At 71.7% G+C, this 21,611-nt stretch carries 19 protein-coding genes; 12 read left to right on the top strand and 7 right to left on the bottom strand.

The window, feature by feature from the left end:
- Positions 1–69: 69 nt before the first annotated feature.
- The 3 genes from ACZ32T_RS07940 (at position 70) to ACZ32T_RS07930 (ending at position 5,537) form a co-directional block, all read left to right on the top strand.
- Entirely contained in the window at positions 70–1,749 is a 1,680-nt protein-coding gene (locus ACZ32T_RS07940; RefSeq protein ID WP_467365906.1) for a serine/threonine-protein kinase, read from the top strand.
- A 271-nt stretch (positions 1,750–2,020) separates the two neighbouring features.
- Entirely contained in the window at positions 2,021–3,655 is a 1,635-nt protein-coding gene (locus ACZ32T_RS07935; protein ID WP_467365904.1) for a succinic semialdehyde dehydrogenase, read from the top strand.
- Between the two features lie 46 nt (positions 3,656–3,701).
- Positions 3,702–5,537 (top strand): GMC oxidoreductase, encoded by a 1,836-nt coding sequence (locus ACZ32T_RS07930; protein WP_467365902.1) that lies wholly within the window; start codon positions 3,702–3,704, stop codon positions 5,535–5,537.
- A 70-nt stretch (positions 5,538–5,607) separates the two neighbouring features.
- Here the strand turns inward: ACZ32T_RS07930 and ACZ32T_RS07925 are convergent, their stop codons facing one another.
- The gene (locus tag ACZ32T_RS07925) at positions 5,608–5,745 is read right to left on the bottom strand and encodes a hypothetical protein (RefSeq protein ID WP_467266590.1); all 138 of its coding nucleotides are present in this window, start codon (positions 5,743–5,745) and stop codon (positions 5,608–5,610) included.
- Positions 5,746–5,949: 204 nt separating this feature from the next.
- On the opposite strand from ACZ32T_RS07925, the gene ACZ32T_RS07920 reads away from it, so the two are divergent.
- On the top strand, positions 5,950–7,692 hold the full coding sequence (locus ACZ32T_RS07920) for a COG1361 family protein (protein ID WP_467365900.1): 1,743 nt from the start codon (positions 5,950–5,952) through the stop codon (positions 7,690–7,692).
- Positions 7,693–7,996: 304 nt separating this feature from the next.
- Here the strand turns inward: ACZ32T_RS07920 and ACZ32T_RS07915 are convergent, their stop codons facing one another.
- Positions 7,997–8,299 (bottom strand): chorismate mutase, encoded by a 303-nt coding sequence (locus tag ACZ32T_RS07915; protein ID WP_467365898.1) that lies wholly within the window; start codon positions 8,297–8,299, stop codon positions 7,997–7,999.
- 315 nt (positions 8,300–8,614) lie between these two features.
- Between ACZ32T_RS07915 and guaA the strand changes: the two genes are divergently transcribed.
- From guaA to ACZ32T_RS07890, 5 genes are all read left to right on the top strand, one after another.
- Positions 8,615–10,201 (top strand): glutamine-hydrolyzing GMP synthase, encoded by a 1,587-nt coding sequence (gene guaA / locus ACZ32T_RS07910; RefSeq protein WP_467266584.1) that lies wholly within the window; start codon positions 8,615–8,617, stop codon positions 10,199–10,201.
- Between the two features lie 259 nt (positions 10,202–10,460).
- Positions 10,461–11,216 carry an SAM-dependent methyltransferase gene (locus ACZ32T_RS07905; RefSeq protein WP_467365896.1) on the top strand — a complete coding sequence of 252 codons (756 nt, stop codon included), beginning with the start codon at positions 10,461–10,463 and terminating at the stop codon, positions 11,214–11,216.
- Between the two features lie 129 nt (positions 11,217–11,345).
- Positions 11,346–12,614: a hypothetical protein gene (locus tag ACZ32T_RS07900; protein ID WP_467365894.1), complete on the top strand. Its 1,269-nt coding sequence runs from the start codon at positions 11,346–11,348 to the stop codon at positions 12,612–12,614.
- A 76-nt stretch (positions 12,615–12,690) separates the two neighbouring features.
- Positions 12,691–13,200 carry a DoxX family protein gene (locus ACZ32T_RS07895; RefSeq protein WP_467365891.1) on the top strand — a complete coding sequence of 170 codons (510 nt, stop codon included), beginning with the start codon at positions 12,691–12,693 and terminating at the stop codon, positions 13,198–13,200.
- Positions 13,201–13,431: 231 nt separating this feature from the next.
- A complete protein-coding gene (locus tag ACZ32T_RS07890) occupies positions 13,432–13,896 on the top strand; it encodes a hypothetical protein (RefSeq protein ID WP_467365889.1) in 465 nt (154 codons plus the stop codon).
- A gap of 10 nt (positions 13,897–13,906) precedes the next feature.
- Here ACZ32T_RS07890 and ACZ32T_RS07885 read toward each other — a convergent pair whose 3' ends face one another.
- Positions 13,907–14,155, bottom strand: a complete 249-nt coding sequence (locus tag ACZ32T_RS07885; protein ID WP_467365887.1) for a hypothetical protein — start codon at positions 14,153–14,155, stop codon at positions 13,907–13,909.
- Positions 14,142–15,476: a PspC domain-containing protein gene (locus ACZ32T_RS07880; RefSeq protein ID WP_467266572.1), complete on the bottom strand. Its 1,335-nt coding sequence runs from the start codon at positions 15,474–15,476 to the stop codon at positions 14,142–14,144. Before ACZ32T_RS07880 ends, ACZ32T_RS07885 begins: the two co-directional genes overlap by 14 nt.
- 165 nt (positions 15,477–15,641) lie before the next feature.
- Between ACZ32T_RS07880 and ACZ32T_RS07875 the strand changes: the two genes are divergently transcribed.
- Entirely contained in the window at positions 15,642–16,940 is a 1,299-nt protein-coding gene (locus tag ACZ32T_RS07875) for a PspC domain-containing protein (RefSeq protein ID WP_467266570.1), read from the top strand.
- Positions 16,937–17,632 (top strand): LuxR C-terminal-related transcriptional regulator, encoded by a 696-nt coding sequence (locus ACZ32T_RS07870; protein ID WP_033297692.1) that lies wholly within the window; start codon positions 16,937–16,939, stop codon positions 17,630–17,632. Before ACZ32T_RS07875 ends, ACZ32T_RS07870 begins: the two co-directional genes overlap by 4 nt.
- 13 nt (positions 17,633–17,645) lie before the next feature.
- Here the strand turns inward: ACZ32T_RS07870 and ACZ32T_RS07865 are convergent, their stop codons facing one another.
- Together ACZ32T_RS07865 and ACZ32T_RS07860 are read right to left on the bottom strand one after the other, a co-directional pair.
- A complete protein-coding gene (locus ACZ32T_RS07865; protein ID WP_467365885.1) occupies positions 17,646–18,401 on the bottom strand; it encodes a GNAT family N-acetyltransferase in 756 nt (251 codons plus the stop codon).
- Positions 18,402–18,413: 12 nt separating this feature from the next.
- A complete protein-coding gene (locus ACZ32T_RS07860) occupies positions 18,414–19,484 on the bottom strand; it encodes a C40 family peptidase (RefSeq protein WP_467365883.1) in 1,071 nt (356 codons plus the stop codon).
- Between the two features lie 356 nt (positions 19,485–19,840).
- Here ACZ32T_RS07860 and ACZ32T_RS07855 point away from each other — a divergent pair, with 356 nt between their 5' ends.
- Positions 19,841–20,194: a hypothetical protein gene (locus ACZ32T_RS07855; RefSeq protein WP_467266564.1), complete on the top strand. Its 354-nt coding sequence runs from the start codon at positions 19,841–19,843 to the stop codon at positions 20,192–20,194.
- A gap of 61 nt (positions 20,195–20,255) precedes the next feature.
- On the opposite strand, the gene ACZ32T_RS07850 is transcribed toward ACZ32T_RS07855, so the two are convergent.
- Positions 20,256–21,416 carry a C40 family peptidase gene (locus ACZ32T_RS07850; RefSeq protein ID WP_467365881.1) on the bottom strand — a complete coding sequence of 387 codons (1,161 nt, stop codon included), beginning with the start codon at positions 21,414–21,416 and terminating at the stop codon, positions 20,256–20,258.
- Between the last annotated feature and the right edge of the window lie 195 nt (positions 21,417–21,611).

Below are 21,611 nucleotides of genomic sequence, written 5' to 3'. Positions count from 1 at the left end.
GCGATGCGAGGTTTCCCGGCGCCACCTCCCGTCCGTACCCTGTCGTCCCGAGGAACGGGGCGAACAGACGTGGAACACGCGCAGGGCACGAACGCGGGGCTCCTCCTGGCCGGAAGGTACCGGCTCGGTGAGGTCCTGGGCCGGGGCGGCATGGGCAAGGTGTGGCGCGCCCAGGACGAAGTGCTCCACCGGACGGTCGCCGTCAAGGAGTTGACCGCCGGACTGTACGTCGCCGAGGCGGACCGGGCCGTGCTGCACGCCCGTACGCAGAAGGAGGCGCGCGCGGCGGCCCGGATCACGCACCCCGGCGTCGTCACCGTGCACGACGTCATCGAGTACGACGACCGCCCCTGGATCGTCATGCAGTACGTCGACGGGCCCTCGCTCGCCGACGCGACGAAGGAGTCGGGTGAGGTCGAGCCGCGAGAGGCGGCCAGGATCGGGCTCCATGTGCTCAGCGCCCTGCGGGCAGCCCACGGCGCGGGTGTTCTCCACCGTGATGTGAAACCGGCCAACGTCCTGCTGGCCCGGGACGGCCAGGTCCTGCTGACGGACTTCGGGATAGCCGCGATCGAGGGCGACTCCACCATCACCAGGACCGGTGAACTCGTGGGCTCCATCGACTATCTGGCTCCCGAACGGGTACGGGGCGGTGACCCGGGCCCCGCGTCCGACCTCTGGTCGCTGGGTGCCACGCTCTACGCGGCCGTCGAGGGCAGCTCGCCCTTCCGCCGCACGTCCCCCATCTCCACCATGCAGGCCGTCGTCACCGAGGAGCCGCCCCCGCCGCTGCACGGTGGCGCGCTGGCGCCCGTGATCACCGCGCTGCTGCGCAAGGCCCCCGCGGACCGTCCCACGGCCGAGGAGGCCGAGCGCATGCTGCTGGACGCGATGGAGGGACGCAAGCCCCGGGCCGCGCAGGCGCACGTGCCGACCCAGCGGGTCTCCGAGGACGACCTGCGCGACTTCTTCGGCCCGGAGGGTTCCACCGCCCAGCTCTCCCCGCCGCCTGTGCCCCCGCCGCCCGTGCCCCCGTACGCCGCGCCGCCCGCCGCCCCGCGCGGCCGGGGCCGCCGGCGGACGGTCCTGCTCGTCATCGCGGTGGCCGCCCTGATCGGTGGGGCCGCCGGACTGGTCGCGATGAAGGCGGACGACGGCGGCGCCGCCACGGGAGGCACGTCGGACGTGAGCACCGCCGGCCCGGCCCCCACGCCCTCCGCCGACGAAGCGGCCGACGACGCGGCCGGTAAGGAGAACGGTAAGGAGGACGGCTCCGCCCGGCCGGCGATACCCGACGGCTGGAAGAAGGTCACCGACCCCGAGGGCTTCAGCCTCGTCGTGCCCGAGGGCTGGGAGCGGCAGCTGAACGCCGGCCAGATCGACTACACCCCGGACGACGGCGCGCACCGCATCCGGATCAGCCTCGATCCGGAGCCCGACTTCAGTAACTCGTACGCGCACATGCAGAGCATCGAGAAGGACCTGGCGGTGCGCCTGCCCGCGTACGAGCGGGTGTCGCTGGAGGAGAACGTCTTCCGCGACCGTCCCGGCTCCCTGTGGGAGTTCACCTGGGTCGAGTCCAAAGACTTCCCCGGCCCGCGCCACGGCATCGACCAGATGTACTTCGCCGAGGAGGGCGGACCGGAGTACGCCTTCTACATGACGGGGCCCGAGGGGGACTGGGCCGAGACGCGGAAGCTCTTCGACACGATGCTCCGGGGCTGGGAACCGCCGGAGGGCACGGGCTGAGGGCGTCCGCCCCGTACGAGCCGCACCCGTACGAGCCGCAACCGTACGACCCGCACCCGTACGAGCCACGCCGAGGCGGCCGAGCGGCCGGAAATTCACGATTCCTGACGCCCGACCCTCTAGGAGGACGGCGGATCGCCCCTGATCAGCGGTTATGTCGCCAGTGATCACTGGCCGTATGACCGGTCGGGGCGCGGGTCCCTGGCGGGGTCTGTGAAAACCTGTTACCCACGGGTACCCAAAGTGGGCGGGTGGACATACTCTCGCCCTCATGACGGACTCGCAGGCCTCCACGACCACCGCCGCCCCCGGCAGCCGCGTCGGCACCAATCCGGTGGCCGCCGCCCCGGCCGGCGCGCGCACCGCCGCCGACGTGGTCACACCCGAGGTGATCGCCCAGCTGACCCGTGACGTCATCGGTTCCGGCCGCACGGCCAACCACAGTCCCTTCACCGGGGAGAAGCTGGCCGACCTGCCCGAGTCCACCCCGGAGGACGTCGCCACCGCCTTCGACCGCGCCCGGGCGGCCCAGCCGGCCTGGGCCGCGACGCCGGTCCGCGCCCGGGCCGCCGTGCTGCTCCGCTTCCACGACCTGGTGCTGCAGCGCCAGTCCGAGGTGCTCGACCTCATCCAGCTGGAGACGGGCAAGGCCCGGCTGCACGCCCACGAGGAGGTCCAGGCCGTCGCCGTCGCGGCCCGGCACTACGGGCGCAAGGCCGTCTCCTACCTCAAGCCGAAGCGGCACACCGGAGTCGTCCCGGCCCTCACCAAGGTCACCGAACTGCGTCAGCCGCGCGGGGTCGTCGGCCAGATCGCACCCTGGAACTACCCGCTCGAACTCTCCGTCGGCGACGCGCTCCCCGCCTTCGTCTCCGGCAACGCCGTCGTGATGAAGCCCGACACGGAGACCGCCCTGACCGCCCTGTGGGCCCGTGACCTCCTGATCGAGGCCGGACTGCCCGCCGAGCTGTTCCAGGTCGTCCTCGGTGAGGGACCGGTCGTCGGCCCCGAGGTCGTCAGCCGTGCCGACTACGTCTCCTTCACCGGCTCCACCCGCACCGGCCGTGAGGTCGCCCAGGGCGCCGCCGCCAGGCTCGTCGGCGTGTCCCTCGAACTCGGTGGCAAGAACGCCATGCTGGTCCTGGCGGACGCCGACGTGGAGAAGGCCGCCGCGGGCGCCGTCCGCGCCTGCTTCTCCTCCGCGGGGCAGCTCTGCATCTCCATCGAGCGGCTCTACGTCCACGAGTCGGTCGCCGACGACTTCGTGGAGCGCTTCGCCGCCCGCACGAAGGCCATGCGGCTCGGCAGCTCACTCGCGTACGGCGCCGACATGGGCTCCCTCGTCGGCGAGCGGCAGCTGGAGACGGTCAGCCGTCATGTGGCCCAGGCCGTCGAGAAGGGCGCCACGCTCGTCGCGGGCGGCGTCGCCCGCCCCGACATCGGCCCGCTGTTCTACGAGCCGACGATCCTCGACGGCGTCGAGGCGCCCATGGCCGTCTGTGGCGAGGAGACCTTCGGACCGGTCGTCTCGATCTACCGTTTCAGCGACGACGACGAAGCCGTGGCCCTCGCCAACGCCACCCCGTACGGCCTCAACTCCAGCGTCTGGACGAAGGACGCCGGACGCGGCCACCGCGTCGCCGCGCGGCTGCGGACCGGCACCGTCAACATCAACGAGGGGTACGCACCCGCGTACGGCAGCGTCCAGTCGCCCATGGGCGGCATGAAGGACTCCGGACTCGGCCGACGGCACGGCTCCGAGGGCATCCTGAAGTACACCGAGGCGCAGACGGTCGCCCAGCAGCGGCTGATGCCCCTCGCGCCGGCCTTCGGGATGGACGACGAGAAGTACGCCGCCTTCATGAGCCGCAGTCTCAAGGCGATGAAGGCCTTCCGGCTGCGCTGATCCCCTCAGCCGTCCCCTATCTGCCCTTTTCGTACCGAGGAGAGCCATGTCCCAGGACAGCCCTGCCCAGAATCAGGCCGCACCGGCCGTTCCGGCGGCGGACGACGACGCGTACGACTACGACGTCCTCGTCGTCGGCTCGGGCTTCGGCGGCGCGGTCTCGGCCCTGCGGCTGAGCGAGAAGGGCTACCGGGTGGGTGTCCTGGAGGCCGGCCGCCGCTTCACACGGGCGACGCTGCCCAAGAACTCCTGGGACATCAAGAACTACCTGTGGGCGCCCGCACTCGGCCTGTTCGGCATCCAGCGGGTGCATCTGCTGGGCAAGGTGATGGTGCTGGCCGGGGCGGGCGTCGGCGGCGGCTCCCTCAACTACGCGAACACCTTGTACGTGCCGCCCGCACCGTTCTTCGAGGACCGCCAGTGGGCGGACATCACCGACTGGAAGGACGAGCTGGCGCCGTACTACGACCAGGCGAAGCGGATGCTCGGGGTGCGGCTCAACCCGACCGTGACCCCGGCCGACGTCCACCTCAAGTCCGTGGCCGAGTCCATGGGCGTCGGCGACACCTTCCACCTCGCCCCGGTAGGCGTCTTCTTCGGCGACGGCCAGGACGCCGACGGCTCGGCGCGCACCGAGCCCGGCGGCCGGACACCCGACCCTTACTTCGGGGGCGCGGGCCCCGACCGCCAGGCCTGCTCCCAGTGCGGCGAGTGCATGACGGGCTGCCGGCACGGCGCGAAGAACACGCTCAACGAGAACTACCTCTACCTGGCGCAGAAGGCCGGAGCCGTCATCCACCCGATGACCTCCGTCGTCGCGGTCACCGACGACCCGGACGGCGGCTACCGCGTCTCGACCGTGCCCACGCACCGCCGCAAGGCGGCACCGTCCGTGCTGCGGGCCCGGAAGGTGGTCGTCGCGGCGGGCACGTACGGCACCCAGACCCTGCTGCACACCATGAAGGACGAAGGGCTGCTGCCCCGGCTCTCGTCCCGGCTCGGCGAGCTGACCCGCACCAACTCCGAGGGCCTCGTGGGGGCGCAGACCAGCGACCGCCGCTACCGCAGGAAGCACGGAACCGCCAAGGCCGACTTCACCCGGGGCGTCGCCATCACCTCGTCGATCCACCCGGACGAGAACACCCACATCGAGCCGGTGCGTTACGGCAAGGGCTCCAACGCCATGGGCGCGCTGACCATCCTCCAGGTGCCCTACAGCACCCACCGGGTGCTGAGCTGGTTCGGCAACGTGGCCAGGCACCCGGTACTCACGATGCGGTCGCTGTCCAACCGGCGCTGGTCGGAGCGGACCATCATCGGCCTCGTCATGCAGTCGCTGGACAACTCCCTGACCGCGTACCGCAAGCCCGGCGGCGTCGGAAAGGGCCTGCTCACCGCCCGCCAGGGCCACGGCTCACCCAACCCGACGCAGATAGCCGAGGCCACCCAGGGCGCGACGCTGCTCGCCCAGGAGATCAACGGTTTCGCGGGATCGAACATAGGGGAGCTGATGGGCACCCCGCTCACCGCGCACTTCCTCGGCGGCTGTCCGATCGGAGCGAGCCCGCAGGAGGGCGTGATCGACCCGTACCACCGGCTGTACGGGCACCCCGGCATCTCCGTGGTCGACGGCTCCGCGGTCTCCGCCAACCTGGGCGTCAACCCCTCGCTGACCATCACGGCCCAGGCGGAACGCGCGATGTCCTTCTGGCCCAACAAGGGCGAGACGGACCCGCGCCCGGCGCAGGACACGGCGTACGAACGGCTCACCGCCGTCGAGCCGAAGGCGCCCGCCGTACCCGAGGACGCCTTCGGCGCGCTGACGCTGCCGTTCCTGGGCATTCCGGCCGTGCCGCCGAGGAAGGCCGCGTCGGACGCCTGATGCCGGGAACGCCAAGGGGCTGCACCCCCCTCCGAGAGCAGCCCCTTCGCGGTCCTACGGGCGACGCGCCTCACGCGGCGGCGTCACCGTTCCTGCGGCGCCGCACGACGAACATCGCACCGGCACCCAGCACCACGGCGGCGCCGTACGGCTGGGAGGAGTGAACGGGCCTGCCGTCGTTCGGCAAGCCGGTGTGTTCGCCATGCATGACCTGTGAAGTGGGACAACGGTTGTCCTGGGATTCACAGAATCCTTGTGTGGTCCACGCCACATCCACGCCACACCCTCGCGACATCCACACACCGTGCTCAATCCGTGATCTTGGCCCGAGCAACCGTTCGCACCGCTGCGTGGTCGAACCCGTACTGCGTCACAGCAGTCACACAGCTCCGCCGATCCCCAGAGGTTCGCGATGACACGCCTTTCCCCGAGAACAGCGCTGCGCCGGACGGCAGGCGGCCTCGCCGCCGCCGGGCTGCTCGCCGCCGGTTCGCTCGCCGTGGCCGCCCCCGCGCAGGCGGACGGCCCGGTCTTCACGCTCGGCGGCCCCGCCGAGACTGCTCTGCATCCCTACCCGGAGACCGGGAGTCCGCAGAGGTCCTCACTCGGACTCACCGTCCACACCCCGGACCCGGACGAGGAAAGCATGGGTTACGAGGGTGAGGTGACGTACACCCTCGACCTCAGCGGCATCGCGGGCGTCGCCGAGCTCTCCCCCGCCGAGGACACCGGATCGGACTGCGAGATCACCGGTTCCACGGCCGTCTGCCAGGACTGGGGCGTCTACGCGGGTCTCAGCTCCATCGCCGACTTCGACCTCGCCGCGGCGAAGGGAAGCAAGGACGGCGCCACCGGCACCATCGAGGTGACCGGCTCGGCGGAAGGGGTCACCTTCACACCCTTCTCGGCGAAGGTGACCGTCGGCGGCCCCGACCTGGTCATGAAGCAGCTCCCCTTCAAGCAGGAACTGAAGCCGGGAGACGTACAGCCCGCCCCGATCACCTTCACCAACAAGGGCACCACCGCCGCCGACGGCGTCCTGCTCACCCTCAGGTACTCGCGTGGCATGGAGATCCCCGAGCGCTACTCCAACTGCGAGTACAACGGAGAGGCCGGGAACGACCCGTTCGAGGGCTTCGTCTGGGCCACAGCCCTGTGCTCGGTCGCGGGTTCCTACGAACCGGGCGCCACGTACACCCTGGCGGAGCCGCTGTCCGTCAAGGCCACCGAGCGCGCGTTCTACGACACCCTCATCTACCGCATCAACGAGGACAGCCCCTCCCAGCGCTCCGCACAGCGCGCGGGCGCGGACTTCACCCCGGGCACCGGCCCCGCACTGACTCTCAAGAAGCTCACCTCCTCGGCCAGGGGCGCGGACCTCAACCCCTGGGACAACCAGCAGGAGATCGACTTCCGTACGGACAACACCGCGAACTTCGTCGCCGTGGGCGGCAAGGCCGACGGTGCCGTGGGGGAGACCGTCACGGCGGACATCGGCTTCCGTAACGACGGACCGGCATGGATCGGCTACATCCGGTCGGGCGAGCCCGTCGCCGCCTTCGACTTCACCGTGCCCAAGGGCGCCGAGGTCACCCGTAAGCCGGAGTCCTGCCGGGGCGTGACGGCGGACGGCAAGTACCGCGAGGACCAGAACCGCGCACCGCGCTACGTCTGCAACACCTCGATGACCGTGCGTGACGGGGCCGACGTCTCGCTGCCCTTCGACCTGAAGATCACCGAAGTGGTCCCGAACGCCGACGGCGCCGTCCGGATCCGCAACACGTGGCTGAGCGAACCCGAGCTGCCCTTCGACCCGAAGCCGGCCGACAACACCGCACGACTGGTGCTCAACGACGACGGTTCCGGTTCCGAGGACACCGGCGGGACCTCGGACGGCACCACCGGAACGGGCGGGGCCACCGAGGGCTCCACCGGCGGCGACACGGCCGGCCAGGACCCGACGCCCGGCACCTCGTCGTCCGGACCGGGTTCGAGCGGGAGCAGTGGCTCGTCCGGCACCGCGTCGGAGAGCACGGACGGCGGCCTCGCCTCCACCGGCTCGGTCGCGCTGATGGCCTCCGGTGCGGCAGCGATCGCCCTGGCCGCAGGCGGCGTGCTGTACGCGACGAACCGGCGCCGCGCCCGGCAGGTCTGAGACCGCCGCTCACGACGGTCCGTAGGCGGCCGGTCCCGGGCGTCCCCGGAACCGGCCGCACATGGGTGTTGACCGGGCCGCTGTCCCCTGCCGCCCGGTCACACGCGCCGGAACGTGGTCCCACGGCGTACCGAGGTACGCCACACGTCCCGGCGGAGCCACGCGTGGATTCCTACCGCTGCCGCCCCTGGCTGGCACGGACACCCGGATCAACGAAGCCGTCCGGGGCCCGGTCACGCGCCGTACGGGTGAGACCCGGACCGAACGCGGGTGCGGCCGTACAGCCTCCCGGCGTCCGTGCCCGTCACGCCCGGCCGCGGCACAGCTCCAGCAGCGTCATGGCGAGGGCTGTGCCCGGCTTGCCCAGGGCATCGCTGTAGTGGTTGAGGACGTCCATCTCCCGGGAGAGGTTCACCCGGCGGCCCCCGGACGTGATCCTCGCCTCCTGGATGACGGCCGAGACGGCCATCCGTTCCTGGACGAGGCCGATGATCCGGTCGTCCAGCGCGTCGATGCGGGTACGGGCGCCCCCGATCAGGGACGCGGCCTCGTCGGTGTGCGCGCCGGTCCGCTCGGCGGCCGTCTTCGTGGGTGTGGTGCTGGTCATCTGTGACTCCCGGTGGGCTGAGGGCCCGGAGCGACAGGTCCCGAACGCCAAGGCGCCCCGGGCCTGTCGGCCCGGGGCGCCTTGGAGAAGTTGCTTGTCAGTTGCTCAAGCAGCACGACCATGGCAGCCGGCGGGCCGGGTGCCATAGGTAAAGACGAAGATCGTGTGCTGACGCATGGAGCCAGTATGAACCCCGCCCCGGGGCGGGGTCCACGCCGGGCCCGGATGGTGAGACGGGAGCCCGGCGGGGTCCTGTCCCACGGCCGGTAGAATTGGGAGGACCGACCCCCTCTCCACCGCCGGAAGGCCGCCCCCGTGCCAGCAGCACCCCCCGCCGCCCCCGACACCACGACCGACGTCGTCCTGGTTGTCGACTTCGGCGCGCAGTACGCCCAGCTCATCGCCCGACGCGTCCGTGAGGCCCGGGTCTACAGCGAGATCGTCCCGTCCACGATGCCGGTGGCCGAGATGCTGGCCAGGAACCCCCGGGCGATCATCCTGTCCGGCGGACCGTCCTCGGTGTACGCGGAGGGCGCGCCCAGCCTCGACCGTTCGCTCTTCGAGGCCGGGGTCCCGGTCTTCGGCATGTGCTACGGCTTCCAGATCATGGCCACCACCCTCGGCGGCACGGTCGACGACAACGGCGCCCGCGAGTACGGCCGCACCCCGCTCACCGTCTCCAAGGCCGGCTCCACCCTCTTCGAGGGCACGCCCTCCGAGCAGTCGGTCTGGATGTCGCACGGCGACGCCTGCTCCGCCGCCCCCGAGGGCTTCACCGTGACCGCGTCCACCGACGTCGTCCCGGTCGCCGCCTTCGAGAACGACGAGAAGAAGCTCTACGGCGTCCAGTACCACCCGGAGGTCATGCACTCGACCTACGGCCAGCAGGTCCTGGAGCACTTCCTCTACCGGGGCGCGGGCATCGAGCCGACCTGGACGACCACCAACGTCGTAGAGGAGCAGGTCGCCCTGATCCGCGAGCAGGTCGGTAGCAAGCGCGCCATCTGCGGCCTCTCCGGCGGCGTGGACTCCGCGGTCGCCGCGGCCCTCGTGCAGAAGGCCATCGGCTCCCAGCTCACCTGCGTGTACGTCGATCACGGTCTGATGCGCAAGGGCGAGACCGAGCAGGTCGAGAAGGACTTCGTGGCCGCGACCGGCGCGAAGCTGAAGGTCGTCGACGCGGAGAAGCGCTTCCTCGACGCCCTGGCCGGTGTGTCCGACCCGGAGCAGAAGCGGAAGATCATCGGCCGCGAGTTCATCCGCGTCTTCGAGCAGGCCCAGCTGGAGATCCTCCAGGAGGACGGCCCCGAGGTCGCCTTCCTCGTCCAGGGCACGCTCTACCCGGACGTCGTCGAGTCCGGCGGCGGCACCGGCACCGCCAACATCAAGTCCCACCACAACGTGGGCGGGCTTCCCGACGACATCGAGTTCCAGCTCGTCGAGCCGCTGCGCCAGCTGTTCAAGGACGAGGTCCGGATGGTCGGCCAGGAGCTCGGCCTGCCGGAGGAGATCGTCCAGCGCCAGCCGTTCCCGGGCCCCGGCCTCGGGATCCGTATCGTCGGCGACGTCACCAAGGAGCGGCTCGACCTGCTGCGCGAGGCCGACGCCATCGCCCGCGAGGAGCTCACGGCGGCCGGCCTGGACCGTGACATCTGGCAGTGCCCCGTGGTCCTGCTCGCGGACGTCCGCAGCGTCGGCGTCCAGGGCGACGGCCGTACGTACGGCCACCCGATCGTGCTGCGTCCGGTCTCCTCCGAGGACGCCATGACGGCCGACTGGTCGCGCCTGCCGTACGAGACGCTGGCGAAGATCTCCACCCGCATCACCAACGAGGTCGCCGACGTGAACCGCGTGGTGCTCGACGTGACGAGCAAGCCGCCGGGGACGATCGAGTGGGAGTAGTACTCCCTGCAGGGTCAATGCCGATGCCGTCGCTCATTCGTTTGGGCGGCGGCATCGGTGCATCGGGTGGGTACGCTGAGTGAAGAGACGAGACTTCGGCGTGCGGAGCAATCATGAGCGCCGCACCCGAGCCCGGGCTTGAGCAGCAGCAGCCGTACCGGTGGCCCGTCCCGCCGGAGGGCGGCTGGACGGCGGACGACCTCGGCTGCCTCCGAAACCCACTGGCACGGTCCCGTCGACCGTGCCAGGGTGCGTCTCCATGTCCGTCGAACAAGTCCGCGCGCTCATGTCCGCCCCCGGCAACGACCGCCTCATCTGGAACACCCCGCTCTCCGAGGAACACGCCGCCCAGCTGATCTCGGCCTGCGCCCCCGATCCGGGCGCCCGGATCGCCGACTTCGGCAGCGGCTGGGGTGAGCTGCTGATGCGCCTGGTCGAGGCGGCGCCCGGCTCCACGGGAGACGGCATCGAGACCGACCCGGAGGCCGTGGCCCGGGGTCGCCGCCTGGCGCAGGAGCGAGAGCTCACCGACCGGGTGCGGTTCCACGAGGTTCCGGCAGCCGAACACCTGGCGACCGGCTACGACCTCGCCGTCTCCATCGGTTCCTCGCACGCCTGGCCCGGCGGTACCCCGGAGGCCCTGAAGGCCCTGCGGGCCGCCGTACGCCCCGGCGGCCGGGTGCTGTTCGGGGACGGGTTCTGGGAGCGGGACCCCTCGCCCGCCGCGCTGGAGGGACTCGGCGCGGAGCCGGACGACTTCGGCCCGCTACTGGAGCTGATCCGGCAGGCCGAGGCGGCCGGGTTCAGGGCGCTCCAGGTGACCGTCGCCGACCGGCGGGAGTGGGACCTCTTCGAGTCCGCCGCCAACATCGGGCGCGGCGAACGCTGGGCGCTGGCCAACCCCGGCCACCCCCTGCACGCCGCGGTGACCGAGGCCGTCGACACCCGCCGCACCGGCTACTACGGGGGTTACCGGGGGACACTGGGCCTCGCCTACCTCGTGCTCAGCGCCTGACAATCGCACATCCGTACAGCGAGCGCCCCCGAGCCGCCCCGATGCGGGACGGAGCGGCCCCGTACGGCACAATTCGCAGAAATCAGAGGCGAGTTGGTTGGACCGGGGCGGGAAAGGACGGCGTTCTCCGTGGCGTTGGACGAGGCGAGGGCGAAAAGCACGCACGGCGGTGGCTGTACGTGCGGCGACTGCCCGCACGGGGCACGCGAAGGGCACCGGCGGGCCGTGGCGGCCTTCCTCGCCAAGCGGGACGAACTCGCCGCAGGCCAGGGCCTGCCGGGAGGTGTCGCCCAGTCGGTGTCCGCGTCCCGGCAGTGGGTGTCGGACGAGCTGACCGAGTCGGCCCGCACCGTCGCCGACCGCGGCCGGGAGGCCGGTGACGCCTGGCTCCACGCCCTGTGGCGGCGCACCCTGACCGTGGTCTGGGGCGGCGTAGCCCTGCTGGTCCTCGGTGAGGCCGTCACCGCCATCGGCGTCGGCTGGTCCACCGCACGCACCGCGGGCCTCCTTGCCGCATTCGTCACCGCCGGCCTGCTGACGGGGGCCGCCCGCGTCCACCGGGCCCGCGGGGGCCTCCTCGCCCCGCTGATCGGTGAGGACAACCGGCTCTCCACCTCACGCACGGTCGCCGCCTCCTGGGTGCTGCTCGCCGTCTTCGCCGTCCTCGTCCTCGCGCTCCAGCTGGCGGGGGCGTCGGCCCACGCCGACCGGGACGCCCTGATCGAGGGCCTGGACCTGGTCCGCTCGGCGGGCGTGCTGTCCGTGCTCGCGCTGGTGTGCGCCGTCGCCGTGGTCGTACGCCGGGTGGTGACCGTACGCGTCCTGGGGCAGCGGCTGCAGAAGCTGCGGGCCGACCGGCCCCGGGCCGCCGACCTGTTGACCGACGACTCCGGACGCGGCAGCTTCACCGATGTGCAGTACGTCCTGGTCAGCACGGTCGCCGTGCTGTTCGCCGCGGTCCGTCTGGCCCGCCGCCCCGAGCAGCTGCCGGATCTGCCGTGGGGCCTGGCGGTCCTGGTGGCCGTCTCGGCGGCGACGTACTTCGCGGGGAAGTACGCGGAGGGCGGCCGGCCCGTCATCCTGTCGGTCGTCCGGGCCAGGGAGGCCGGGGACCTGGACGCCCCGATCCGTACCGGCGACGACATCGAGATCCGGGGCGCCGGATTCGTGCCGCCGGGCGCCGGAAGCCCGGACCGGCTGGCGCGGGTGGTCGTCAGGATCGGCCGGGTGCACGTGCACGTACCGCTGATCCCGGTCACCGGAGGCTTCGCCAACCCGGCGGACACCGTGCTCACCGTGCCGGTACCCGTCGAGGTCGAACCTGGCGAGGTGGAGGTGCAGGTCGTCACGGCCGCGGGTGTGGAGACCAACGCGTGCCGCATCGATGTCACGGACTGAACCGCATACCTGGTGAGCCGCCCCGAACCGGCGTACGTATGGTCTTGTCGGAAGGCCAACGGAAAGCAGGGCAGTGATGCGCGGGTACAGGGGCGGTTCCTACGGGCTCGACGAGCCGAGAAGTCTCCGGGACCGGGCGGGGCGGTACGCGCTCCTTCCCCTGCGGATCTTTCTCGGCGTCACCTTCGTCTACGCGGGGCTCGACAAGCTGACCGACAGCGCGTTCCTGTCCGCGAGCGGCACCGGTTCCCTCGGCGAGATGATGCACGCCGTACGCGACAGCGCGGCGATCCCGGGCCTCGTCGACCTGGCCCTGAACAGCCCCGAAGGCTTCGGCTACGCCATCGCCATCGGTGAACTCCTCGTCGGCCTCGCCACCCTGGCCGGCCTCTGGGCACGGCTCGCGGCGCTCGGAGGAGCGCTGATCTCGCTGAGCCTGTGGCTGACGGTGAGCTGGCAGAGCACGCCGTACTACTACGGCAACGACCTGGTCTACCTCATGGCCTGGCTGCCACTGCTGCTGGCCGGAGCGCCCTACTGGTCGGTGGACGCCCTGCGAGGAGGCCGGCGCCGCGTGCGCGTCTGAGGGCGGAAGGCCGTCACGGCCGGACATACCGGCTGCCGGCCCCAGCGATCCGGATCCGCCGACGCGATGTACGACGCGACCTGCACGGCCGCCATCGAGGCAGGCATCGGTGAAACCCAGGCCAAGGCCATGGCCGGGAGCTCGTCCGAACAGGTGAAGGACAGCTACGGACAGGGCAGGCAATAGTGCGGGAAGGCCGTCTCATGGATGACAACACCTCGGTTCCGGCTCATGGCAGCGGACCTGCTGCCCGAGTACGGAGAGGGTTTCGGGGAGGATGTGTTCGGCTCCTCCTCGGCCACTTCCGTGTCGACTACCTGGAAGTGCGGCCTGAGCGGTGGTGGGCAGTCGGTCCACCTCGAAAAGTTCCTCATCCTGAGCGAAGACGACTACAGCTCTCAGGACATCACCCGGGACGCTGCCGAGCCCGGCAGCACTCCTCTCTCCTGGGGAGCGCAGAAGGGCTACATAGAGGGGGACACGGTCTCCCTCTATGTCGGCTGCGAGAGCAGCGACGGCGGCCCCGTCCTGCTGGAGACGCACACCTCTGTCAGCGGAGGCGGTACCGGACTGAAGGACCGGGCCACCCGGGAAGAGGTCACGGCCCTGGCAGCCGGCTTCGCCCGCTTCATGACCGCCCGCGTGGACCACTGCAAGCCGGTCGGTCTCCCCGACGGCCCTCCGAAGATCGGCTGAATCGCGGCGGTCAGTGCACTCCGGTGGGGCCATGTGCCGACGCCTCCGCCGATGCCTTCCGCGCCCCGCGCCGTCGCCGCAGGCGGTAGCTGATCCACGTCACCGTGGCCGCCAGCCACAGGCCGCCGAGGAACACCGGGGCGAAGAACGTCCACGGGGCGTTCCAGGCGCCCGCCGCGTCCGCCGCGTAGCCCGCCGCCAGGGTCAGCATGACGAGGCCCGCCACCGCGCGGCCCGGGCGGATCTCATGACGCAGCACGGATGACCTCCAGTTGTCCGATGCCGACTCCCATGCCCAGCTCGACGGTGCCGGCGGGCTTGCTGTTCGCTGCGGGGCCGATGGTCTGCCGGGTGCGCCGGTCGGGGGCGATGTCCACGTCCTTGCGCCGGTCGGACGGGAACTGGATGTCGCCGAGGCCCGCCTCGGCGTCCACCTCCACCGTCACCCCTGCCGGTACGACGACGAGCGCGCGGCCCGCGGCGACCTCGATCCGGGTGCGCAGGGTCTCGCCCTCGGGGACGGTGACGCCGGAGAGATCGAGCTTGGCGACCCCGGTGCTCAGCTTGTACGTGTCCTGGACCGTGGCCGCCGTGGCGGGACGCCACTCCTTGCGGACCCAGTCGGTGCCGATGTCGTCCGGGACGACCGAGGCTCCCGCCAGCAGCCCGGCCGTGATCATGGCCAGCAGCACCGTGCCGAAGCCGGTCCTGCCGAGGACGGAGGCGACGAGCAGGCCGAGGCCGAAGACCCCGAGTGCGGCGGCGAGACCGATCTGCAGGCTGGGCCCCAGCGGATGGGTCTCCCAGCTCAGGCCCGTCCCGAGGCCGCCCGCGACCAGGGCGAGCAGAAAGACGAGGCCGCCGATCGACCTCGGGCCCCGGGTGCCCTGCGGGCGGTGGGCCACGCGGTACGGGTCGGCCGGTGTCGGCATGCTCCTGCCGAGCTTCGCCGCCTCCGGCACCGCGTTCTCGGGGCCCCACAGGTAGCCGGTCCCCGCCGGGCCGGTCGTGCCGTCCTTGACGATCGGGTCCCGCCACCAGGACGGGCTGCCCGGTGTGGGCGGCGCCTTCACCTCGGGCGGCGCCCCGTGGCCGGCGGTGTGTGCCGTGGCCCCCGGGGTGTGCGCCGCCGTGCCCGGGCGGTCCTCCGGCGGGGCCGTCCGGCGGTGCTGGCTCCAGACCGAGAAGCCGATCACGGTCAGCGACAGCATCGCGGCGAAGGCGAGCATCCCGCCGTTGTGCAGCATCGACAGCAGCAGCCCGCAGCCCGCCAGGGCCAGCACCAGTGCGACCAGTGAGGCGCCCTCGACCCGGCCCGACAGCAGCCTGCGCGCCTCGTTCTCGTCCTCGCCCTCCACCGGGAGCAGCAGCCACGCGAAGCCGTAGAAGATCAGTCCGATGCCGCCCGTCGCGGCGAGGACACCGAGCACGATCCGGAAGATCACCGGGTCCACGTCGCAGTACCGGCCGAGCCCGCCGCACACCCCGGCCACGACTTTCTGCCGCGGGCTGCGCTGCAGCCGCGGGGCCGGCTCGGGGGGCGGTGTGACGCCGGGGGAGGCGTCCTGGGGAACGGTCATGGCTCCATGGTGACGGCCCGTCCGCCCTTGTGGGAGCCGCGACGACCCTGGCCGATCCCTGATATTGCGTCCCGGGGGCCCCATCCGCACGGCAGCCGGGGCCTCAGGGTCGAGTCCGGGCAGACCCTGATGCCACGGCCCGCCGGAACGTGTGACGATCGGTACATGCCAGCAGCCACGACCCGAGCCCCGAGCTCCCACGCCCCGGACCCGGAGGAGCCGGCGCCGCGCAAGCTCTACCGCAGCGCCGACGGGCGGATGCTCGGCGGTGTCGCGCGCGGGCTCGCCGGACATCTGGGGCTGCCCGTCGCCTGGGTCCGGTTCGTCTTCCTCGGGCTGTTCTTCGCGGACGGCCTCGGCGCGCTGCTGTACGCCGTGTTCTGGATCGTCGTGCCGCTCGGGGTCGGCGGGGGCGGTGGGATGGGCGGGGTGGAGCGGTCCCTCTTCGAGACCGCCCCGGACGGACGGCGCAGACTCCGCAAGCCCGACAAGGGCCAGGTGTTCGCCCTCGTCGCGCTGCTCGTCGGCGCCATGATCTTCGTCGGCAATGTCGACATGGGCAGTGAGGCCGACCGTTACGTCTGGCCCGCGCTGCTGATAGGCGCGGGCTCGGTCCTCGTCTGGCGCCAGGCCGACAACGCGCGCCGGGCCCGCTGGATGGAGGTCGGCCGCCGCCGCCGTGTGCTGCAACTGGCCCGGGGGTTGGCCGGCGTCGCGCTCGTCGGCCTCGGCCTCGCCGCCTTCATGGTGGTGCGGGGCTCGGCGGCCCAGCTCGGCACCGCGCTGACCGCCGCCATCGCCGTGCTCACCGGGATCGCGCTGCTCGCGGGCCCCTATCTCGTACGCATGACCCAGGACCTCTCCGAGGAACGCCTGATGCGCATCCGGGCCCAGGAGCGAGCCGAGGTCGCCGCCCATGTCCACGACTCCGTCCTGCACACGCTCACGCTGATCCAGCGCAACGCGGACGACGGCGGCGAGGTCCGCAGGCTCGCCCGCGCCCAGGAGCGCGAGCTGCGTAACTGGCTGTACAACCCGGAGGGCACCGGCAAGGAGGAGGACGAGGAACCGACGAGCCTCGCCGAGGCGGTCAAGCGGGCCGCCGCCGAGGTCGAGGACAAGCACGGGGTGCCGCTGGAAGTCGTCGTCGTCGGCGACTGCCCGCTCGACGAGAAGCTGGCGGCACAGATGCAGGCAGCGCGCGAGGCGATGGTCAACGCCGCCAAGTACGGTGGCGAGGGCGGCGCCGTCCAGGTCTTCGCCGAGGTCGAGGGCCGCACGGTCTTCGTCTCCGTACGGGACCGGGGGCCGGGGTTCGACCTGGACGCCGTTCCGGACGACAGGATGGGCGTACGGGAGTCGATCATCGGCCGGATGCAGCGCAACGGCGGTACTGCACGGCTGCGTTCGGTGCCCGGCGGGGGCACGGAAGTCGAGCTGGAGATGGAGAGGGCGAGCGAATGACCGAGAACACCGAAGCGACCGGAGGGCCGGAGCGCCGGGTACGGGTCGTCCTCGTCGACGACCACCGGATGTTCCGCACGGGGGTCCAGGCCGAGATCGGCCGCACCGAGGAGACCGGGGTCGAGGTCGTCGGAGAGGCCGCCGACGTCGACCAGGCGGTCACCGTGATCACCGCGACCCGCCCCGAGGTCGTCCTCCTGGACGTCCACCTCCCCGGGGGCGGCGGGGTCGAGGTGCTGCGGCGCTGCGCCCCGATGATGGGCGCCGTCGAGAACCCGGTGCGCTTCCTCGCGTTGTCCGTCTCGGACGCCGCCGAGGACGTCATCGGCGTCATCCGTGGCGGCGCCCGCGGCTACGTCACCAAGACCATCACCGGGACCGACCTCGTCGACTCGGTCTTCCGTGTCCAGGACGGCGACGCGGTGTTCTCGCCGCGGCTGGCGGGGTTCGTCCTGGACGCCTTCGCCTCGACGGACGCCCCGCCGGTCGACGAGGACATGGACCGGCTGACGCAGCGCGAGCGCGAGGTGCTGCGGCTGATCGCCCGGGGGTACGCGTACAAGGAGATCGCCAAGCAGCTGTTCATCTCGGTGAAGACGGTCGAGTCCCATGTCTCGGCCGTGCTGCGCAAGCTCCAGCTCTCCAACCGCCACGAGCTGACCCGGTGGGCGACGGCGCGGCGGCTGGTCTGAGCCCGGCCGGTGCTCAGGCGGGGGCGAGCGAGATGTTGAGCTTCTCGCCCGTCCTGCGGTAGCCGATGCTCGCGTAGATCCTCTCGACGTCGGGGCCGCCCGGCTCCAGCCATACGGTGTGGAAGCCGCGCTCGAAGGCGGTGCGGGTCAGCCAGACGGAGAGCGCCGCGCCGACGCCCCGGCGGCGGAAGGTGTCGGCGACGGCCAGACCGGCCAGTTCGCCGATGCCGTCGGCCGGGGCCGAGCAGCCGCCCGCGCCGGCGGGCAGGCCGTCCACGGTGGCCAGCCCCGAGACGCCGCCGCTCTCCGTCGCCCGGCGCAGCCAGGCGATCTCGCCGTCGTCGGGGCCGCCCTCGCCGCCGAATCCGGTGTGCTGGACGGCGGCCGCTGAGGTGAACTCCGCGTCGGTGACGGGCTCTGCGATGCGGAGGCCGTCCACCGGCTTCGGCGTGAGCAGGTCGGCGGCGGCGCAGGCCATGACCGGAGCGCGGTTCTCGACGGTGAAGCCGGCCGCCAGCAGGGCCGGTTCGACCGCGGGCGCCCAGGCGGGCAGGAACTCCAGCCGGGGCAGCCGGTCGTGCTCACGGAACGCGGTGACCAGGTCGGCGACGTCCTGTGCGGTGGGCTCGGCCCCCTGGTCAGGGATGGCGTAGTTGGCGTACTTCAGCTCCCAGCCCGGATCGTGGCGCACGGTGAACGGACCGACGCGGTAGTGGTCCGGGGAGCTGAGGGCGAGCGTGCGCGCGTAGTTCTGGATGGCAGTGTCCATGGGGACGGGAGCCTATGCGACCCGGGTCGCTCCCGCGTAGGGCATTTCGCTGATCGGCGCGATACGGACGGGGGCACCGGGGCGCGGGGCGTGGATCATCTGGCCGCCGCCGATGTAGAGCCCGACGTGGGTGACCCCGGAGTAGAAGAACACCAGGTCTCCCGGGGCGAGTTCGGAGCGGGACACGCGTTGGCCCGCGTCGATCTGGGTGTATGTCGTACGGGGCAGGGAGACTCCCGCCGCGCGCCAGGCGGCCTGTGTGAGGCCGGAGCAGTCGAAGGAGGAGGGCCCGGTGGCGCCCCAGACGTACGGCTTGCCCAGCGCCCCGTACGCGAAGTCGACGGCCTGGGCCGCGCGGGCGTTGGGCGCGGCCACGGAACCGCGCGGGGCACTCCGGTCGGCCCGGGAGGCACTGCCGCCGTGCGCGGCGTCGGCCGAGCGCTCGTAGTCGGCGCGCTGCTCGGCGGTGAGGGTGGCCAGGAGTGTCCGGGCGTCGGCGAGCTTGGTGCGGACCGCGTCCTTGTGCTTCTTCAGGTCGGCGCGGCGTGAGGTGAGGACCTCCAGCTCGTCCTGTGCCCGGGCGCGCAGCTGGGCGATGTCGCTGACCTGCCTGCGTACGCCCTGGAGCGCACCGGCCTGGCGGTCGCCCGCCCGGTCCTCGTAGGAGGCGCGCTCCAGGTACTCGTCCGGGTCGGAGGAGAGGGCCAGCCGGACGGCGGGGTCGATGCCGGCGCTGCGGTACTGAGCGGTGGCGAACGAGCCGAGGGCGTCGCGCGCGGCGTTGAGGCGCTCGGTCCTGCGGGCGGCCTCGTCCCGCAGGGCTTCGAGCGACTTCTCGGAGGCTGTCGCCTCCTCCTTGGCGCCGTTGTACTTCTCGGTGGCCACCTCGGCGTCGTGGTAGAGCCGGTCGACCTTGGCCTCGACCTGGGCCGGGGTGAGCTGGGGATCGGCCTGGGCGGCGCCCTCGAGGGCGGTCGCGGTCGCGGCTCCGGCAAGGGCGAGGGTGGCTGCTGTGCGGGCAGCAGGCCCGGTGAACAGACGCTGCTTGGGCTTGCGGTGAGCGGCTTCTCGATGGGCGGCCACGGGGGTGGTGCGTCCTTCCGTTCGACTGCCCGTCGGTGGGTGCCGCGGGCCCGCCGGGGTCCGGCGGCGGGTCACCACAGGGGGGAGTGGCCCGCCGCCGGATTCCTGGCGGGGTGATCGGCGAGCCGCCCGGTACGGGGGGCGGTGGTACAGAACCGATCACCTGGAGGGACGGTAAACCCGGCACACGGGGAAGAGGTGTAATGACAGCTATTGCCCTCATATGCTGTTTCGTTTCCGTCGGTTGACCGGAAAAATCAACCGGAGTCCGGCAATTCGCGCTGAGCCCGGGGAAGCTCATCAGTAAGTCGTACCTGGCCGAAGAGTGGTGATATGGCCGCGGTTAGGCTGCGGCCATGGACGTACTCATCAATGTCTTCGTGGCCCTGCACATCATCGGTATCGCCTCCCTGCTGGGTGGCTTCCTGACCCAGATGAAGGCCATGGGGGCAGGCACGGCGCGCTTCGTCCCGGCCATGCTGCACGGCGCGCTCACCATGCTCGTCACGGGTGTCGCCCTGGTCGGGCTCAACCAGGCCGACGACCACAGCGTGAACAACGTCAAGATCGGCATCAAGCTGCTGGTCCTGATCGTGATCCTGGCGCTCGTCTATGTGAAGCGGGACGAGGAGAAGGCCGGCAAGGGCGCGTTCGCCGCCGTCGGCGGGCTGACGGTCGCCAACATCTTCATCGCCACGCTCTGGACCTGATCGTCGCCGGGGCGGGCCCGTGGCCGTCCGCGGGCCCGCCCGCCGGTGGTGCTCCCGCGCCTTACGCGGGGCGCACGCTGCCGTAGATCGGCATGTAGTAGATCGATTCCTCGCGGACGTTCGCCCCCGGCTTCGGCGCGTGGATCATCATGCCGTCGCCCTTGTAGATGCCGACGTGGCTGATGTCGTCGTAGAAGAAGACCAGGTCCCCCGGCCGCAGATCCGCCGTGGCGACCCGGGTGCCCACCTCGACCTGGTCCCAGGTGGTGCGCGGCAGATCGACGCCGGCCTCCTTCCAGGCCGCCTGGGTGAGCCCGGAGCAGTCGTACGAGGACGGGCCCGTCGCCCCCCAGACGTACGGCTTGCCGATCTGGGCGCGTGCGAAGGCCAGGACCTCCTCGGCCTTCGAGGCGTAGCCGCTGCCGGAGCCCGTGCCACCGGTCTCCGTGCCGGTGCCCGATCCGGCCTCGTCCTTGGAGGACGCCTCCTCGGACGCCTCCTCGGCCTTCTCCTTCGTGGCCTGCTGCCGGGCCAGCTCGTCGGCCTTGCGCTTGGCCTCGGCCTCCTTCTTGCGCTCCAGCTCCGCGAGCCGCGCCTTCTCCTCGGCGGTCAGCTCCGACAGCAGCGAGCGGGCCTCGGTGAGCTTCGTCTGCACCTGCTGCTTGCTGGTGCGCAGCGTCTCCTGCGACTCGGTGAGCGTCTCCAGGCTCTTCGTCGCCTCGGCGCGCTTCGCCGCCGCCTCCTTCTGCTGCGTACGGAAGTCGGCGACCGCCTTCTGCTGCTGGCTGGTCATCCTGGCCATCAGCTGGTCCTGGTCGAAGTACGACTGAGGGTCGTCCGCGAGGAAGAACGTCGCCGTCGGTGCGATCGAGCCGCTGCGGTACTGCGCGGCGGCGTAGTTGCCCAGCTCGCGGCGCGTCTCGTTGAGCTTGTCGGCCCGCTTCGCCGCGGCCTCCAGCAGCTCGTCGACCTTGGAGCGCTGCTCGGCCGACGCGCTCTTCGCCTGGTTGTACTGCTGCGTGGCGGAGCCGGCCTGCCGGTAGAGGGCGTCGACCTTCTTCTGCACTTCCTCGATGCTGGGCTGGGGCTGGGCGGGGGCGGCCGTCGCACTCTGCGTGGAGAGCAGGGTGACGGAGGCGAGCGCCGCGGCCGTGAGACCGACGGCGGGGGTCGTGGTGCGCACCCGGGTGCGCGGCTTGCGATGCGACGCCAAGGCCGGCATCTCCTTCCGTGGACCGCCTACCGGGTTAGCGATGGGGGTCCCCCCAGGCCGTTCAGGCACTGGGGGAGGGTTCGGGCGGAACGGACAATGGGGGTACGGGGCACCCGTCGGAGCACGCTAGCCAACCCGTGGTGCCCCTGTGAAGGTTGATGTTCGATATGCCCGATACATTTTCGTGACCTTTTCCGGGCGGTG

It is taken from the genome of Streptomyces sp. NPDC023573, from assembly GCF_055559735.1.
This window is presented reverse-complemented; position numbering and strand designations above follow the sequence as displayed.